A 16,024-nucleotide genomic window follows, 5' to 3' on the forward strand; every position below is an offset into this window, starting at 1 on the left:
CTCCAAGAGATTCACGGGTACTTTTTATCACCGTAGTTTTACCTATATAGTGATTAGTATTTTTCTAATACTAATACATCGTAACCATCTAACATTTTACGACCATCTAAGTAAGTAAGCTCTACTAAGAATGCAATCCCTGCTACAACTCCGCCAAGTTCTTCAACTAGCTTAATTGTCGCTTCGATAGTTCCACCTGTAGCTAATAGGTCATCTGTAATTAATACGCGTTGACCTGGCTTAATTGCATCTTTATGGATTGTTAAAACATCTTTACCATATTCTTTACCGTAGTCAACTGTAATTACTTCACGTGGTAATTTTCCTAATTTACGAACTGGCGCAAATCCTACTTCTAACGCATAAGAAACTGGGCAACCGATAATGAAACCACGAGCTTCTGGTCCTACTACAACATCGATATCTCTTTCTTTTGCGTATTCAACGATTGCATCTGTTGCTGCTTTGTATGCTTTACCGTCATTCATTAAAGGTGTAATGTCTTTAAACACAATACCTTCTTTCGGATAATCCGGTACAATTGCGATATGTTGCTTGAAATCCATATTTCTGAATCCTCCTCAGATCTAAAAGGTTTGTAAATACAAATCCTTTACCCTAACTGTTCTACTTCTTTATGATTACGAATCGTTTCAAACCATGTATATAGTTGCTGATATGTGCTATAAACCAATTCTTTTTCTAATTGTAAGTGGTTCATTTTCTCACGATATGTGTTCGATTCAATTAAATCACGCTTTTGTTTTTTGTCTGCCATAAAAATGACGCCATCTTTTATTGTAACAAATTCTAACTCAAAAAACACCTGTGTCATAAAATTTACTGTATCTTTTGACCAACCTTTATGACGACATAGTTGTTCTCCATATTGTCTTAAAGAAAATGGTGTTTTTTGGCTTAAGAAAGAATAGTACCATTTAAAGTGTTCTCTCGTCGGAACTGTACTAAATAAGTGGTTATTCTCTTGATAAAATAGCGTATAAATTCGCGCTGGGAATCCTGCCTTAAATAACTCACGTAATTCATCGGTTCCTTTTGGTAAATCAAGTAACACGATATATTGATCATCTAAATGCGTTACTTCTGAAGCATGCATGAGCTTTTCTTTATAGCTCTCTAAAGAAAATTTATTCAATACCTCTTCAGAAAAATACACCATTGTTATTTTTTCTTTCGGAAGTTCTGCTAAATTTGCTTCTGCATTACGCATACTACGCCAATCAAATAATTGCCACGCCTCTACAGCAATATCTTGTACCATTAGTTGTGGCTTCTTAAAATTATTCCATTCATTGATGGATGCTTCTCCTATTACAGATACTTTTGCAACTGGAGAGATTTCTTTCGCATATGCACCAAAACCAAATCCAATTGTATCCAGTGTTGCTTGTCCATCACGAAGAGCCATTTTTAAATGAGAACCATCTGATCCGATTGCGCGAATGCTTTCTAACTCTGCATCTTTTACTGCAATACGTGGTTTCGGATTTCCAATACCAAACGGGGCTAGTTTTTGCATATCTTCAATTGCCGCTAGCGTTACATCCTCTACTTTGCAAAAAACATCAACTGCTGTAATTGGAATAAAATCTTCTTCTGTTAAAATCGCATCTGCTTGTTCATTTAATCGGCGACGTAATTCATCTACATCATTCATATGTAGCGTCATTCCCGCTGCCATCGGATGCCCTCCGAAGTGTGGCAATAACTCTCTACAATCTGATAAGTTTGCAAACAAATCAAATCCTGCAATACTACGTGCTGAGCCTTTTGCTGTTTCTTTTATAGGATCGATGCTTAATACAATCGTCGGACGATAAAAACGTTCAACTAATTTAGAAGCAACAATTCCAATTACCCCTGGGTTCCAGCCTTCTTTTGCAAGTACTAATACTTTGTTTTCTTCTGGCGGGAATTTATTTTCAACTTCAGCGATAGCTTCTTCTGTAATTTGCTTTACAATATCTTTTCGCAGTTTGTTCAGCTCATCAATTTCTTCGGCCAACTCTTTCGCTTCCTCTGGATCATCTGATAATAAAAGGTGTACAGCCGGCGCAGCATCTTCTAAACGCCCAACCGCATTAATACGAGGTGCAATTGAGAAGCCAATACTCTCTTCTGTAATTTCACTTTGCGAAACGTTAGCAACTTTAAACAATGCCTTCAAACCAATATTTCTCGTCATACGCATATGTTTTAAACCGCGTTTCACTAGCAACCTATTTTCACCATGAAGTGATACTAAATCGGCTACTGTACCGATTACTGCAATCTCTAATAAATGTTCTGGTACACGGCCTAATAGTGCATGCGCAACTTTAAACGCAACACCTACACCAGCTAAATAGTGAAACGGATATACGCCACCTTCTAATTTCGGATGTATAATCGCAAGCGCTTCTGGCAATTCTGGCGGTGGCTCATGGTGATCTGTAATAATTAGATCTATTCCAAGCTCTTTCGCTACATTCGCTTCATGTACTGCTGCGATGCCAGTGTCGACAGTAATAATCAGTGAGAACCCTGCGCTATGCGCCCAACGAAACGCTTCTTCGTTCGGTCCATACCCTTCTGTAAAACGATTTGGAATGTAAAATTCTACTTCTGCACCTAATTCTTGAAGAGCAAGATATAAAACCGTCGTACTACTTACTCCGTCCGCATCGTAATCACCAAATATTAATATTTGCTCTCCATTTTGAATCGCCTTATTTACACGTTCTACCGTTCTATCCATTCCTTCTAATAAAAATGGATCATGAAATTCTTGATTTTCTGTATTTAAAAAATCTAAAATCTTATCTTCTGTATCTAGTCCTCTACCGAGGAATAATGAAACGACAAGTGGCGATAACTGTAATTTACTTGCTAATTCACTCACTCGCTCGTCATTATATTCTTTTTCTTTCCAACGCGTCTTCGGTTGTAACACGAAATCACCCCTTAACCTGTTCATTATACAAGACAGATTAAGGGGTGACAATATAATGCAAACTACGATGCAATATCTATATACTAAAATGTTAATGATGTTTAATTTGGAGAATACGGATTTATATGTACGAATACATTTTGTACATTATCTTGTTTCATAAGTATTTCTTTCACATGTTTTCCAATACGGTGTCCTTCTTCTACAGTAATGTATGGATCTACAGACACTTTAATATCGACAATAACATAATGACCATGCTCCCGTGCATATAAAGAACCAATTTTTTTCACACCATCTACTTGAAGAACTGCTTCTCTAAGCGGAATAACATCCTCCTCATGAAGAACATGGTCAAGCGTTGCATGAATTGCTTCCGCTCCAATGCTCCATGCCATTTTTACAACAAGAAGCGAAACAACTAATCCTGCAATCGGATCAGCATATACAAGCCAGTCTATACCAAGCTTACCACCGAGTATAGCTGCACAAATACCGATTAAAGCTGCAATTGAAGAAAATACATCCGAACGGTGCTCATATGCATTTGCAATAATTGCATCACTATTTACCCTTTTCCCTAATCGGAATTTATATTGAAACATTCCTTCTTTCACGACGATTGAAAGAACAACAGCAAATATCGTAATTCCTTTCGGTGGTTCTAGTTCTTGCGAAAAAGCTTTTATAGACGAAATCGCGATTTCAAGTCCCACAATAAATAATAATACCGCAACAATAATCGCTGAAATCGATTCCGCTTTACCATGACCATATGGATGATCCTCATCAGGTGGCTGCTTTGCCGCTCGCAATCCAAAAAGTACAGCTAGCGAACCAATTACATCTGATGCAGAATGCACCGCATCCGCTAACAGTGCTTTACTGTTCCCAATATAACCAATTATTGCCTTTACAATCGCTAATATAATATTACCAACGATCCCGACAATAGCACCAAACTCAGCCTGTTTAAAACGTTCATCTTTTTCCATCATTAAAATCCCTTCTTTTCTTAACCTATCTTTTTATTTTAACAAAAACAGCGATAATACCACCACTTTCTTCAATCTTCTTTCTGTTAAAAAGTTGCTATCTTATTGTATCCACAAACGAAAAAAGAGATGCCTCATAAAGAGACATCATCTTTTCTATACTTGCGGTTCAGATTCTACTTTCTCAACCTTCTTCTTGTTTTTTCCCTTTTTCAAACGACGGTTTTCAAGCATTAACCAAATTTGAGAGGCAACGAAAACAGAAGAGTACGTACCTACAATTAATCCAACAAGTAACGCAAACGAGAAGTTACGTAGTGACTCACTACCGAAGATAAGCAGTGCAATTACTGGGAATAACACTGTTAATACGGTGTTAATCGAGCGACCAAGCGTTTGGCGAATACTTGCATTTACGATTTCTTCTAGATCTTTTATATCGCGCACTCGTTTTTTCTGTTTGTATAATTCACGGTTTCTATCAAATGTAACAATCGAGTCATTAATAGAATAACCGATGATTGTTAGTACTGCAGCGATAAACGTTAAGTCTACCTCTAGTTGGAAAATACTAAACATAACAATCATAACGAATGCGTCATGTAATAATGCAAGCACTGCAGATAACGCATACGTAAATCGGAAACGAATACTTACGTATAAAATGATAACCGCAGAAGCAATTAATACTGCGATAAATGCATTTCGTGCAATTTCTTTACCAATTGTCGGTGAAACTGTACTTACGTTTGGATCTGTACCATATTTATCGTGGAAGAATGTTTTTGTTTTCGCAATTTCATCTTTTGATAAAACACCTAATGTACGAACTGCGAAACCTTTATTGTCATCTCCAGTCGGTACAATATTTTCTTCCTTCACATCAATGTTCAATTCTTTAAAATCTTTATGAACATCAGACACAGTAACGGCTTGTTTTGATTGCAAGTCGATACGTGTACCACTCGCAAAGTCAATACCAAGATTCAATTTGAAAATTGGTAAGATAATTGCACCCGCAATTACAACTACAATCGAGAAGATAAGGAATTTATGACCGATATTTACGAAATTAATACGATCAAATCTCGTTGGCGGATGTACTACCCCTTTTGTTAATGGAATAATATCCTTTTGTTTCACACCAAAATATCCTGGTTTTTTATCAAAGTAACGGCTCTTTACAAGTAAACCTAGTAAGAAACGAGTACCGAATACGTTCGTAATAAAACCAACTAAAATACTTACGATTAAACTTGTTGCGAATCCTTTTACAGAGCTATTACCATAAACGAATAACACACCAGCTGCTGCAAGAGTTGTAACGTTTGCATCTAGAATTGTTGCTAATGAACGATGGTTACCAGCGCGGAATGCCGACATCATGGACTTACCAATTTTCAACTCTTCTTTCAGTCTCTCGTACGTAATAATATTCGCATCAACTGCGATACCTACTCCGAGCACTAACGCCGCAATACCTGGCAACGTAAGAACTGCATGCATCCAGTTAAAGACAAGTAATGTAACGAAAATGTATAAACCTAACATAATAACCGCTACAAGTCCTGGTAAACGGTAGAATACAAGCATAAATAAGAAAATAAGAGCGATACCAATCGCACTAGCGAAAATCGTTTGCTCTAACGCTTGTTGACCAAATTTCGCTCCAACAGATGTTGAATACATTTCTTTTAAATCAACAGGAAGTGCACCTGCATTTAATAAAGATGAAAGTTGTTTCGCACTTTCAACTGTGAAGTTTCCACCTACGATAGATACTTCAGCTTGGTTAAATACTTGGTTTACTGTTGCTGCTGATAAGAACTTCGGATTCGGTTTTGCAGATTCTGCTTTGTACGAATCTTTTCCTTCTTCAAAATCAAGCCAAATTACCATTAAATTCGTTGGTGGTGGCATTTTTGAAATTTTTTCAGTTACTTCACGGAATTTTTCAGCGCTCTTTAGTGTAAGACCTACGCTCGCACGGCCTTGCTCATCAAATGTTTGCTTCGCTCCGCCGCCTTTTAAATCCGTTCCGTCCATAAGAAGATTATCATCTACATCACGGAATGTTAATTTCGCTTGTGTTGATAACATTTCACGTGCTTTTTGCTGATCTTGTACACCAGCAAGCTGTACACGAATTCGATCTTGCCCTTCGATTTGAATGTTCGGCTCACTTACACCGAGAACATTGACACGATTCTCAAGAGCACCTACTGTACTTACAAGTACGTCTCGATCGATTTTGTCACCTTTTTTGGCTGGTTTTACTTCATACAGAATTTCAAAACCACCGCGAAGGTCTAGTCCTAGACTAATTCCTTTTGCTATGTCTTTTCCTGCCGCACCAATTACTCCACCGATTAATAAAACGATGAGGAAAAAGGCGGCAATTCTCGTACCACGCTTTGCCATATGTACCCTCTTTCCGCTACTAACACTTTAAATAAATCTCTTACGATTCACTTTTACACGTGTGCATACGTCTAGTTAGTAGACTTCCTTTCTATAATTTTGCTAGCTCATCACTAGCTGTGCCGGTACGTTTTCACGATACCTGCACTTTCATTATTTGTTTTCTCTCTTCACTACCTCCTTTATATATGATCTTAGACATAATTATTTCCTGATTATCAATACCTATCATTATACTGCAAAAGGAAGAACAAACCAATTGCAGTCGGTTATTTATTTTCATATTCATCAAATGACCAAAGTGGCGCTTGATATGCTTCAACAGTTAAATATGTCATATATTCATTAGCACTTACTGTTAATACGTCATTAACTAATTCATACAATCTAACATCGCTGTCTATCTTCTTCCACTTTTTCACTTTAAGAAACTTCCAAATGTCATCATCTGTCACTCTGTCGTAGCCGAACATTTGAAACTCTTCTACTTTACTTTCTAAAACGACTTGTAACTGTCCGCGGTATGATTCTACCAAAGCCTCTCTATCTAACATCTATAACATCTCCTTCTTATTTCGCACGAAAAGTCGCTTTTATTCCCGCTCTAATGGACAGCAATAACTACTTTCAAGAGCACTATCATATTTCACTCTCTTAAATGCTTGTCATTCTTGTCTCGTACGTGCATATAAATTATTGTAAATCATTCCATTGATTTTGAGAAGGTAGGAGAAGAACATGACGAGACAAAGCTTTTTAAAAGGCGCATTTATTTTAATGATAGCCGGCTTTATTACAAAAATACTCGGCTTTATCAACCGCATAGTAATGGCACGTATTTTGGGAGAAGAAGGCGTTGGTCTTTATATGATGGCCGTTCCTACATTCATTTTAGCAATTACATTGACACAAATTGGTCTTCCTGTCGCAATCGCAAAATTTGTAGCAGAAGCGGAAGCTGTGAACGATAAACAAAGAGTTAAAAAAATATTAACCGTATCACTAGCTGTTACATCCGTTATTAGTATCATTTTAACAATCGGAATTATGTTCCTCACACCTATTTTAGCAAAAACATTATTAACCGACGAAAGAACGTACTATCCATTAATGGCCATTTTGCCCGTTGTTCCTGTTATTGCTGTTTCTTCTGTTTTGCGTGGTTATTTTCAAGGGAAACAAAACATGAAACCTAGCGCTTATGCGCAAGTTCTAGAACAAGTCGTCCGCATTACCATTATCGCTATATGCATTCAATTATTTTTACCTTACGGCATAGAATACGCTGCAGCCGGCGCTATGTTATCAGCTGTTCTCGGTGAAGTTGCATCGTTATTATTTTTACTCACGTTATTTCAGCGAGAAAAACATTTATCAATACGCTCTGGATTTTTCACTACTGTAAAGGAAAGCAAAGGGACATTTTATTCTCTGATGGATATTGCCCTTCCAACTACAGGAAGTCGTTTAATCGGCTCCGTTTCATATTTTTTTGAACCTATTGTCGTTATGCAAAGCTTAGCAATCGCTGGTGTCGCTGCTTCTGTTGCAACCCAGCAATACGGTATATTAAACGGTTATGCATTCCCGCTTCTATCACTACCCGCCTTTATTACATACGCTCTCTCTACAGCGCTCGTCCCTTCTATTAGTGAAGCAATGGCAAAAAGACAACATAAATTAGTGGAGCACCGTTTACAACAAGCACTTCGAATTTCATTAATTACCGGCGGATGGTCTGTCGTTATATTATACGTATTCGCTTCTCCTGTTTTAACTCTTATGTATGGATCAGACAGCGCAACAGCATTCATTCAACTTCTTGCGCCTTGCTTTTTATTTCATTATTTCCAAAGTCCACTTACCTCTGTTTTGCAAGCTTTAAACTTAGCAAGAGCTGCAATGATGAATACATTTATTGGAGCCATCGTGAAATTAATCGTTATTTTTGTACTAGCATCAAGGCCAGAATTTCAAATGATGGGGGTTGCTCTCGCTATTGCAGCAAATATTGTAACAGTAACATTTCTTCACTACGCTACTGTTTTAAAAAAGATTACATTTACCATTTACGCAAAAGACTATATTTTCGGCGGACTTGCCATCGGTATCGCAGGCGCCTTCGGTTTTTATCTTCATAAATATATTATTTTCTCTCATGCCATTGGCATACAAACATTATGGGAAATCACTTTAACAACAATTGTTTATATCGTACTTCTCTTCACTTTCAAACTCATTCGAAAAGAAGAGTTAAGTCGTCTCCCTATCATTCGTAAACTTTCATTTTTGAAATAAGGTGAAACTTTAATCAGTGGGGTAATCTCCACTGATTATTAGTTACACTAATCATTCTTACTCTTTCAAAGAATAAGTCTCTAATTTTCTTTTACATCAACAAAAAATTTTCCGTTTTGAAAACTACAGTATAAAATTTGTGTTACATCGTTATAACCTAAGTTTTTTAATTTCTCAATAAGCCATGCATCTGTATGTTCAATCATTTGTAAATGACTAGATTGAATTTCTCCATCAATAATAAGAGGAAGCGTAAACTGCAATGTATCTTGTTTATTTTTTTGTTTTTGAAAGACAGATAACTTCCCAGACGGTTCCAAAATAGCATATTCTACATCCCGAATATCTCCAACTCCTTGTTCCCTTAATTGCATCATTAAATCATCTATATTATAACGTTGCTTTCTCATCTTCTTTTCATCAATCTTTCCCGCGTTTACAAGAATAGCCGGCTCACCTTCTATTAAATGCCGAAAGCGTTGATACTTTAGGGAAATGACTGACAAAATAATTTGGATGCACATAAGAAAAGTCATCGGAACTAATTGATGCCAAAGTGATTTATCGGTATTTTCAATTGCCACTACAGCCATTTCTCCAAGCATAATAAATACGACTAAATCTAATACACTTAGCTCTCCTATCTCACGTTTACCCATAAGACGAAAAATAATTAAGATGATGATATATAAAAGCATTGTCCGTCCAATTATTGATATCCATTCCATTTCTACATCTCCTTTTTTACGTATAGACTCCCCTATAAAAAAGAAACTAGTCTAACTTAGACAAAAGGAAAATATGCTTGTATTAAAAAGGGGGAATGCATAAATGGATGGAACGAAAAAATTATCAACTGCAATTGGCTTCGGTATTGTTACACTACTAATTCTCGCATCTATTACTAGTATGATTATGGCTCTTTTATTAAAGTTTACGAATATAAACGAAGGGACATTAACCGTTACTATTTTTATACTCGCTCTTTTATCTATGCTTATGTCTGGATTTACTGCCGGCAAAAAGGCTCAAGGAAAAGGTTGGCTAGTAGGTTTCACAACAGGTCTCACGTTCACTATACTCGTTTTTCTAGTTAACTATTTAGGCTTTTCTCAAACTTTATCGAACTCACAATTACTTTATCAATTAGCATTAATGGGGGCGAGTACACTCGGTGGTATTTTCGGTGTAAATATGTCAAAGCAAAGTAACTAAAAAAGGCCCTGCATATTTCATGCAGGGCCTTCCAAATTAGTTTTTCACAACTTCACGAATCGCATTGCGATCGAACGTTAAGTGTGAACCACCAGATTTAATAACAATTTTCGTCTCATCTACTGATTCGATTGTACCGTGTAAACCACCGATTGTTACGATAGCATCACCTTTTGCTAACTCACTTTGCATTTGAGCAACTGCTTTTTGACGTTTTTGTTGCGGGCGAATTAATAAGAAATAGAAAATCGCAAACATCGCAACGATCATAACGATATTCATCATACCTGCATTCATCTTTTGTTCCTCCTTTTAAATTATGTATTAGAAGTTTTTAGCATTCGGTTTATTAAAGCCATACTGTTCAAAGAACTCTTCGCGGAAATCGCCAAGACGGTCTTCACGAATAGCTTGTCTCACCTGCTCCATTAAGTTTAACAGAAAATGAAGGTTGTGATAAGACGTTAAACGAATTCCGAACGTTTCATCACATTTCATTAAGTGACGAATGTACGCACGAGAGTAGTTTTTACATGTGTAGCAATCACAGTTTGGATCAAGCGGACCGAAGTCTCTTGCGAATTTCGCATTTTTTACAACGAGGCGACCTTCACTTGTCATACATGTACCATTTCGAGCGATACGAGTTGGAAGTACGCAGTCAAACATATCAATACCACGAATTGCGCCATCGATTAACGAGTCAGGAGAACCTACACCCATTAAGTAACGAGGCTTATTATCTGGAAGAAGTGGTGTTGTAAACTCAAGTACACGGTTCATAATATCTTTCGGTTCACCTACAGATAAACCACCTACAGCGTAACCAGGGAAGTCCATTGAAACAAGATCTTTCGCACTTTGACGACGAAGCTCTTCGTACTCTCCCCCCTGTACAATACCGAATAAACCTTGATCTTGCGGACGTTCATGCGCTTTTAAGCAACGTTCTGCCCAGCGGCTCGTACGCTCTACAGATTTCTTCATATATTCAAAAGTAGCTGGGAATGGTGGACACTCATCAAATGCCATCATAATATCTGAACCTAATGCATTTTGGATTTCCATCGCTTTTTCTGGTGATAAGAATAATTTATCTCCATTTAAGTGATTACGGAAATGAACGCCTTCCTCTTCAATACGACGGAAGTCACTTAAACTGAATACTTGGAAACCACCAGAATCTGTTAAGATTGCACGATCCCAGTTCATAAATTTATGCAAACCGCCTGCTTCACGAATAATTTCATGACCTGGACGTAGCCATAAATGATACGTATTACTTAAAATAATGCCAGAATCCATTGCTTTTAATTCTTCTGGTGACATTGTCTTAACTGTTGCAAGTGTACCAACTGGCATAAATGTTGGTGTATCAAATGAACCGTGCGGCGTATGCACACGACCTAAACGGGCACCCGTTTGTTTACATGTCTTAATAAATTCATAACGAATTGCTGTCATAACTTACTCCTTTTATTTGTTTCTCATTTTAGCGTGAGATGCAACGAACATTGCATCACCGAAGCTAAAGAAACGATATTTTTCTTTTACTGCTTCATTATAAGCATGAAGTACATTATCTCTATTTGCAAATGCACTTACAAGCATAATTAATGTTGATTTCGGTAAATGGAAGTTTGTAATTAAACCATCAATTGCTTTAAATTCATATCCCGGATACATGAAAATATCTGTCCATCCAGAAGCGGCGCAAAGCTTACCTTCATGATCTGTTGCAATTGTTTCTAACGTACGAGTTGATGTCGTACCTACAGTAATAATACGTCCACCATTCTCTTTCACACGATTTAATAATGCCGCTGTCTCTTCAGACATATGATAATATTCTGCGTGCATATGGTGTTCTTCAATCGTGTCTGCAGAAACTGGTCTAAATGTTCCAAGTCCTACGTGAAGTGTAATGAATGCTAACTGAACGCCTTTTAGCTTTAACTTCTCAAGTAACTCTTCTGTAAAGTGAAGTCCCGCAGTCGGCGCTGCTGCTGAACCGATTTCTTTCGCATATACTGTTTGATAGCGATCGCGATCTTCTAGCGTCTCTTTAATATATGGAGGAAGTGGCATTTCCCCAAGTTCATCTAAAATTTCATAGAAGATGCCGTCATATGAAAATTCAAGCTGACGTCCACCTTGATCTGCAGTTCCTGTGCAAGTTGCTTTTAATTTCCCTTCGCCAAAAGAGATAACAGTTCCTTCTTTTACACGTTTCGCTGGCTTTACAAGCGTTTCCCACTTATCACCTTCTTCTTGTTTTAAAAGAAGTACTTCAATGTGCGCGCCTGTATCTTCTTTCACACCGTGCAAACGAGCAGGCATAACTTTCGTTTCATTTAAAACTAAGCAATCCCCCTCATGTAAGTAAGAAAGAATATCCGTAAAATGTTTATGCTCAATATCACCTGTTTCACGGTCTAACACCATTAATCTTGATGTTTCACGCTCTTCTAACGGGACTTGTGCAATAAGTTCTTCTGGTAAATGAAAATCAAACAGATTTATATCCATAGCTATATCCACCTATTTCTTATTTAAATCGATTTATTATATACATAATAAAAGATAATGCAATACTTAACACAATACATGTAATGATAGGAAAATAAAAGGTAACGTTTCCTTTTTTCACAAAAATATCGCCTGGAAGCCTTCCAATGAACTTCCAAGCTAATCCAACAACGATGAGTAAGATCCCGGCTGTAATAAGCAGCTTTGGCATCTCCGTCATACTTTTGGTATCTCCATTCCGAAATGTTCATACGCAAGCGGCGTTACAATTCGGCCCCTCGGCGTTCGTTGTAAAAAGCCAATTTGTAATAAATACGGCTCATACACATCTTCAATCGTATGAGATTCTTCTCCAATTGTTGCTGAAACCGTTTCTAATCCAACTGGACCGCCACGGAATTTCTCAATAATACCAAGCAGTAATTTATGATCAATATGATCTAGACCTAATTTATCTACTTGCAGTAGCTCTAATGCCATTTGTGTAATTTCCATCGTAACCGTTCCATTACCACGAACTTGTGCGAAATCACGTACACGCCTTAAAAGACGATTCGCAATACGAGGTGTACCACGAGCACGTCTTGCAATTTCTAATGCAGCTAACGAATCGATTTCAACTTCAAATACTTCTGCTGTACGTTCAACAATCGCAGAAAGCTGATCTACTGTGTAGTACTCTAACCTTGAAAGTACACCAAAGCGGTCACGAAGCGGTGCCGATAATGCTCCAGCACGTGTTGTTGCTCCAACTAATGTAAATGGCGGTAAATCTAGGCGTACAGAACGTGCTGAGGGCCCTTTTCCAATTACAATATCAAGGCAAAAGTCTTCCATCGCAGGATACAATACTTCTTCAATTGATCTATGCAAACGATGAATTTCATCAATAAATAATACATCACCTGGCTGAAGCGCTGTTAATACAGCAGCTAAATCTCCTGGTCTTTCAATTGCGGGACCTGAAGTTGTTCTAACATTAACGCCCATCTCATTGGCAATAATATTCGCAAGCGTCGTTTTACCAAGACCTGGTGGTCCATATAAAAGCACGTGATCTAACGTTTCTTCACGCATTTTCGCCGCTTCAATAAATACTTCTAAATTATGTTTCGCTTTATCTTGGCCAATATACTGACGGAGCGTCTGTGGCCGTAATGAATATTCTAAATCCGCATCTTCATATGCAGATTCCCCTGAAAGGAGACGTTCGTCCATTATACTCACCTCTTACCATTTAGTAAAAGACTAAGTGCCTTTTTAATATACTGATCCGTCGTTAATGCTTCTTTTAATAACTCTGGTACAACACGAGAAACTTCGCGTTCTGCGTATCCAAGTGCGCGCAGAGCTTCCAGTGCCTCATCAAGCTCAGCTGATGAACCTTTATTCTCATCAAAACGTTCTGTGTCTGAGAATAAATCAACAAATGCATCTGGTACGACATCTGCTAGTTTTCCTTTTAAATCTAAAATCATTTGGCGTGCTGTTTTCTTTCCGACGCCTGGGAATTTCACTAAAAACTTCTCATCTTCATGCTCAATCGCTTGAACGACCTGTCCTGTTTGACCAGAAGCTAAAATTGCAAGAGCGCCTTTTGGCCCAATGCCAGACACGCCTAACAACTTTGTAAATAATAAACGCTCTTCACGTGTTTTAAAACCGTAAAGTGCCATAATATCTTCTCTCACATAATGATATGTATAGACACGGATTTCTTGCTTACTTCTTTGAAATACATACGGATTTGGTGTGAAAATTTGATAACCAATTCCATTATGATCAATTACGACATATTCCGGCCCTACATACTCCACGTAACCTGTAACATATTCAAACAAAATACGATCTCTCCCTCTTAAATCATGTATTCCATTTTAACATATTTAATGATAGAAAAGCGAGACTGCCCCAACAAATGTTCTCCACTTGAAACTTCTGTTATTTTCCATTGACAGAAAGGTTAAAGCACCTTAATATACAGAAGTCGATAATGATTATCAATACTAATTAAAGGGGTTACATCAGGATGAAACGTAAGCTATTTATTTTATTTACTATTATGCTTGTTGTTCTTTCTATCGTTGGCTGTTCTTCTCAAAAAGAAGAATCGAAAGCAAAAGAACAACCGAAAACAAAAGTTGTAAAACATGCTAAAGGTGAAGCTACAATTCCAGTAAATCCAAAGAGAATTGTTGACTTATCTGGATCAACAGAAGAACTATTACTTCTTGGACATAAACCTGTTGGTACAGCAAATACATATAAAGATAAAATCCAAAATCACTTAACAGACAAGTTAGATGGAGTAAAAGCAGTAGGTTGGTACTGGGCACCTAAAGTTGATTTAGAAGCTGTTACTGCTTTAAAACCAGACTTAATTATTTTAAACAACCGTCAATTAAAAATTTATGATCAACTAGAAAAGGTTGCACCTACAGTTGTTCTAGAAACAAACTTAGAAGACTGGCGTGGTAAGTTTAAAGAAGTAGGTAAGCTATTTGACGAAGAGAAGAAAGCAGACAAATGGATTGCAGACTACGATAAGAAAGCAGACTCTTTATCTAAAAAAATTAAAGAGAAAACAAAAGATGAGAACTTTATGTTCGTTGCAGTTACACCACAAAACTTCCGTGTATACGGTAGCTTCGGATACGGTGACATCATCTTTAATGACTTAAAACTTCCAGCAACAAAAGGTACGGATTTAAAACAAACGATGGCGCAAGTATCACTAGAAGGTCTAGTTGCATTCCAGCCTGACCAAATGTTTATTGTAAACTTCGGCGGCGAAGCTGATAAAGTTTACGAAGACTACAAAAACAGTGCCGTTTGGAAAGACAATAAAGCAGTTAAAAATAATCACGTATATGAAGTATCAAATGAAGTCTTCAATACGAAAGCATTCAATCCAATCGGAAAAGATATGCTAATTGATGAAATCGCAAAAGAAATTTTAGCTAAAAATAAATAAGAAAAAAAGCAGCTCACCATGAGCTGCTTTTTTTCTTACTTTGAACTGCGTATTGCTTCATTTTTTCAATCGTCTTCACAAAACCTTCTTTTGATTTAATACGAATGCCACGTTTCAATTTCGCACGTTCATAGCTCTCAAGCTTTTTCATATCAATTTGAAAGAAAGAATGGATCGCATTATCATTTTTTGGCACACCTTTGAAAATTTGTAATATCCCTTCCTCTGAAACACCAAAATACCCGCTCGTTTTCAATAACGGAGAAATATCATCAACTTTCTTTTGCAATACAATTTGTACATCATCACGATCAACGAGCTGCCATTCTTTATACTGCTGTAAAAACTTTTCTAAATCCGTCACTTTTTCTGTAAGTATTTCTTCGCTTACTTCGCCATCAACATACATACGCTCTAATAAAATTGTAACCTCAGGTTCTTTTTTCGTTACTTTTGGTACTGGCCCTTCCGCCTTCACATTCGTTTCATAAACGAAACAAAACATCATAACGAAAGCTTGCATCGCAATCAGTATCCATTTCATTTCCGTTCACCTCTTTTAGGCAAGATCATACTTTCATTAGTAGTTTTTCCGGAAATGGGGGTTTTATCCATATTACATTTCTTTCGAAAATATAA

General features: G+C 37.1%; 16 protein-coding genes. 3 read left to right on the forward strand and 13 right to left on the reverse strand.

Features of this window, described 5'->3' with window-relative positions; all coding sequences use genetic code 11:
- Positions 1-53: 53 nt before the first annotated feature.
- From NST27_RS21580 to NST27_RS21600, 5 genes are all read right to left on the reverse strand, one after another.
- A complete protein-coding gene (locus NST27_RS21580; protein WP_000346215.1) occupies positions 54-566 on the reverse strand; it encodes an adenine phosphoribosyltransferase in 513 nt (170 codons plus the stop codon).
- Positions 567-613: 47 nt separating this feature from the next.
- Positions 614-2,953, reverse strand: a complete 2,340-nt coding sequence (recJ, locus tag NST27_RS21585) for a single-stranded-DNA-specific exonuclease RecJ (protein WP_000941237.1) — start codon at positions 2,951-2,953, stop codon at positions 614-616.
- A 101-nt stretch (positions 2,954-3,054) separates the two neighbouring features.
- Positions 3,055-3,948 (reverse strand): cation diffusion facilitator family transporter, encoded by an 894-nt coding sequence (locus NST27_RS21590; RefSeq protein WP_033689428.1) that lies wholly within the window; start codon positions 3,946-3,948, stop codon positions 3,055-3,057.
- 156 nt (positions 3,949-4,104) lie between these two features.
- On the reverse strand, positions 4,105-6,369 hold the full coding sequence (gene secDF, locus NST27_RS21595) for a protein translocase subunit SecDF (RefSeq protein ID WP_001119066.1): 2,265 nt from the start codon (positions 6,367-6,369) through the stop codon (positions 4,105-4,107).
- A gap of 269 nt (positions 6,370-6,638) precedes the next feature.
- The gene (locus NST27_RS21600) at positions 6,639-6,923 is read right to left on the reverse strand and encodes a post-transcriptional regulator (protein WP_000886978.1); all 285 of its coding nucleotides are present in this window, start codon (positions 6,921-6,923) and stop codon (positions 6,639-6,641) included.
- Between the two features lie 184 nt (positions 6,924-7,107).
- On the opposite strand from NST27_RS21600, the gene spoVB reads away from it, so the two are divergent.
- Positions 7,108-8,667, forward strand: a complete 1,560-nt coding sequence (gene spoVB / locus NST27_RS21605; RefSeq protein ID WP_000198299.1) for a stage V sporulation protein B — start codon at positions 7,108-7,110, stop codon at positions 8,665-8,667.
- A gap of 80 nt (positions 8,668-8,747) precedes the next feature.
- Here spoVB and NST27_RS21610 read toward each other — a convergent pair whose 3' ends face one another.
- Entirely contained in the window at positions 8,748-9,395 is a 648-nt protein-coding gene (locus tag NST27_RS21610; protein WP_000454818.1) for a DUF421 domain-containing protein, read from the reverse strand.
- A 103-nt stretch (positions 9,396-9,498) separates the two neighbouring features.
- On the opposite strand from NST27_RS21610, the gene NST27_RS21615 reads away from it, so the two are divergent.
- Positions 9,499-9,882 carry a TIGR04086 family membrane protein gene (locus tag NST27_RS21615; protein WP_000349148.1) on the forward strand — a complete coding sequence of 128 codons (384 nt, stop codon included), beginning with the start codon at positions 9,499-9,501 and terminating at the stop codon, positions 9,880-9,882.
- Positions 9,883-9,918: 36 nt separating this feature from the next.
- Here the strand turns inward: NST27_RS21615 and yajC are convergent, their stop codons facing one another.
- From yajC to ruvA, 6 genes are read right to left on the reverse strand one after another with little or no spacing between them, the layout of a single operon-like run.
- Complete coding sequence (gene yajC, locus NST27_RS21620; RefSeq protein ID WP_000991115.1) at positions 9,919-10,179, reverse strand: preprotein translocase subunit YajC; 261 nt, start codon at positions 10,177-10,179, stop codon at positions 9,919-9,921.
- Positions 10,180-10,206: 27 nt separating this feature from the next.
- Positions 10,207-11,346, reverse strand: coding sequence for a tRNA guanosine(34) transglycosylase Tgt (gene tgt / locus NST27_RS21625; RefSeq protein ID WP_000125365.1), 1,140 nt, complete (start codon positions 11,344-11,346; stop codon positions 10,207-10,209).
- A 12-nt stretch (positions 11,347-11,358) separates the two neighbouring features.
- Entirely contained in the window at positions 11,359-12,411 is a 1,053-nt protein-coding gene (queA, locus tag NST27_RS21630) for a tRNA preQ1(34) S-adenosylmethionine ribosyltransferase-isomerase QueA (protein ID WP_000354027.1), read from the reverse strand.
- A 19-nt stretch (positions 12,412-12,430) separates the two neighbouring features.
- Entirely contained in the window at positions 12,431-12,631 is a 201-nt protein-coding gene (locus NST27_RS21635; RefSeq protein WP_000138161.1) for a DUF2905 domain-containing protein, read from the reverse strand.
- Complete coding sequence (ruvB, locus tag NST27_RS21640; protein ID WP_000344449.1) at positions 12,628-13,629, reverse strand: Holliday junction branch migration DNA helicase RuvB; 1,002 nt, start codon at positions 13,627-13,629, stop codon at positions 12,628-12,630. Before ruvB ends, NST27_RS21635 begins: the two co-directional genes overlap by 4 nt.
- A 5-nt stretch (positions 13,630-13,634) precedes the next feature.
- Positions 13,635-14,252: a Holliday junction DNA helicase RuvA gene (gene ruvA, locus NST27_RS21645; protein ID WP_000464513.1), complete on the reverse strand. Its 618-nt coding sequence runs from the start codon at positions 14,250-14,252 to the stop codon at positions 13,635-13,637.
- A 188-nt stretch (positions 14,253-14,440) separates the two neighbouring features.
- Here ruvA and NST27_RS21650 point away from each other — a divergent pair, with 188 nt between their 5' ends.
- Positions 14,441-15,385 carry an iron-hydroxamate ABC transporter substrate-binding protein gene (locus tag NST27_RS21650; protein ID WP_000823606.1) on the forward strand — a complete coding sequence of 315 codons (945 nt, stop codon included), beginning with the start codon at positions 14,441-14,443 and terminating at the stop codon, positions 15,383-15,385.
- A gap of 13 nt (positions 15,386-15,398) precedes the next feature.
- On the opposite strand, the gene NST27_RS21655 is transcribed toward NST27_RS21650, so the two are convergent.
- Positions 15,399-15,929, reverse strand: a complete 531-nt coding sequence (locus NST27_RS21655; RefSeq protein WP_000871178.1) for a BofC C-terminal domain-containing protein — start codon at positions 15,927-15,929, stop codon at positions 15,399-15,401.
- Positions 15,930-16,024: the final 95 nt, after the last annotated feature.

This window comes from Bacillus sp. FSL W8-0770 (genome assembly GCF_038008705.1).
Taxonomy (GTDB): Bacteria; Bacillota; Bacilli; order Bacillales; family Bacillaceae_G; genus Bacillus_A; species Bacillus_A cereus.

Bases quoted from the DNA above. Each gene is read 5' to 3' on its own strand.
- NST27_RS21580 (WP_000346215.1), bottom strand. From the start codon at position 566: ATGGATTTCAAGCAACATATCGCAATTGTACCGGATTATCCGAAAGAA.
- NST27_RS21590 (WP_033689428.1), bottom strand. From the start codon at position 3,948: ATGGAAAAAGATGAACGTTTTAAACAGGCTGAGTTTGGTGCTATTGTC.
- secDF (WP_001119066.1), bottom strand. From the start codon at position 6,369: ATGGCAAAGCGTGGTACGAGAATTGCCGCCTTTTTCCTCATCGTTTTA.
- NST27_RS21600 (WP_000886978.1), bottom strand. From the start codon at position 6,923: ATGTTAGATAGAGAGGCTTTGGTAGAATCATACCGCGGACAGTTACAA.
- spoVB (WP_000198299.1), top strand. From the start codon at position 7,108: ATGACGAGACAAAGCTTTTTAAAAGGCGCATTTATTTTAATGATAGCC.
- NST27_RS21610 (WP_000454818.1), bottom strand. From the start codon at position 9,395: ATGGAATGGATATCAATAATTGGACGGACAATGCTTTTATATATCATC.
- NST27_RS21615 (WP_000349148.1), top strand. From the start codon at position 9,499: ATGGATGGAACGAAAAAATTATCAACTGCAATTGGCTTCGGTATTGTT.
- yajC (WP_000991115.1), bottom strand. From the start codon at position 10,179: ATGAATGCAGGTATGATGAATATCGTTATGATCGTTGCGATGTTTGCG.
- tgt (WP_000125365.1), bottom strand. From the start codon at position 11,346: ATGACAGCAATTCGTTATGAATTTATTAAGACATGTAAACAAACGGGT.
- queA (WP_000354027.1), bottom strand. From the start codon at position 12,411: ATGGATATAAATCTGTTTGATTTTCATTTACCAGAAGAACTTATTGCA.
- NST27_RS21635 (WP_000138161.1), bottom strand. From the start codon at position 12,631: ATGACGGAGATGCCAAAGCTGCTTATTACAGCCGGGATCTTACTCATC.
- ruvB (WP_000344449.1), bottom strand. From the start codon at position 13,629: ATGGACGAACGTCTCCTTTCAGGGGAATCTGCATATGAAGATGCGGAT.
- NST27_RS21650 (WP_000823606.1), top strand. From the start codon at position 14,441: ATGAAACGTAAGCTATTTATTTTATTTACTATTATGCTTGTTGTTCTT.
- NST27_RS21655 (WP_000871178.1), bottom strand. From the start codon at position 15,929: ATGAAATGGATACTGATTGCGATGCAAGCTTTCGTTATGATGTTTTGT.